The organism is Massilia sp. LXY-6 (genome assembly GCF_051233485.1).
In the GTDB taxonomy this organism is placed as follows: domain Bacteria; phylum Pseudomonadota; class Gammaproteobacteria; order Burkholderiales; family Burkholderiaceae_D; genus Telluria.
In genome coordinates this window covers 1-890 of sequence record NZ_JBKFGF010000103.1, presented here as the reverse complement: position 1 = coordinate 890, position 890 = coordinate 1, and the positions used below count along the sequence as shown (strand labels likewise).

General features: G+C 68.0%; 1 protein-coding gene. It reads right to left on the bottom strand.

Features of this window, described 5'->3' with window-relative positions:
* Window positions 1-890: catechol 1,2-dioxygenase (catA, locus tag ACI48D_RS26000; RefSeq protein ID WP_435574133.1), on the bottom strand; the 890-nt coding region annotated here is incomplete at both ends.

Genomic DNA, 890 nt, shown 5'->3' with positions numbered 1-890 from the left:
GGACGGGCGACGGTCGTGCTCGGCATGGCGTCGCTCTCGCGGTACAGGTGGAAATCGAAATCGATCGAGGCGAACGGCTTGTCGACGCCTTTTTGCTGGATCTGCGCAGGGTCGGCGATGCGGTCGATCGCCGGCACCAGGCCTTCGCGGCTGGCGAAGGCGAAGTCGTCCCACAGGTATTCGTCGCCGTCGATGTTGATCTGGGTGGTCAGCTTGCGCTGGCCGGGGGCGCTCACGAAGAAGTGGATGTGCGCCGGGCGCTGGCCGTGGCGGCCCAGCTGGTCGAGCAGCTGCTGGGTGGTGCCGTCCGGCGGGCAGCCATACCCGACCGGAATGATGCTGCGGAACTGGTAGCGGCCATCCGCGTCGGTGATGATGCTGCGGCGCAGGTTGAAGTCCGACTGGGTGCGGTCGAAGAAGGAGTAGTTGCCCAGCAGGTTCGCATGCCAGACCTCGACCTTGGCGCCGGGTACCGGCTTGCCGTCCTGGTCGAACACCGTGCCCTGCATGAACAGGGTTTCGGCCTTGCCGCTTTCGGTGCCGTCGTCCAGGCGTGCGAAGCCGACGCTTTCCGGCGCGCCGGCCACGTACAGCGGGCCTTCGATGGTGCGCGGGGTGCCGCCTTCGAGGCCGGCCTTCTGCTCGGCTTCGTCGGCGCGGATGTCCAGGAAGCGCTCCAGGCCCAGGCCGGCGGCCAGCAGGCCCAGCTCGTTGGCGGCGCCGGCGGCGGACATGTAGGCCACGCCGCTCCAGAATTCGCTCGGGCTGATGTCCAGGTCTTCGATGGCCTTGCACAGGTCGCCCAGCAGGCGTAGCACGACTTCCTGCACGCGCGGGTTGGCGGGGCGGTCGGCGGCGTCGACTACCCAGTTCTTGACCAGGGTTTCGAT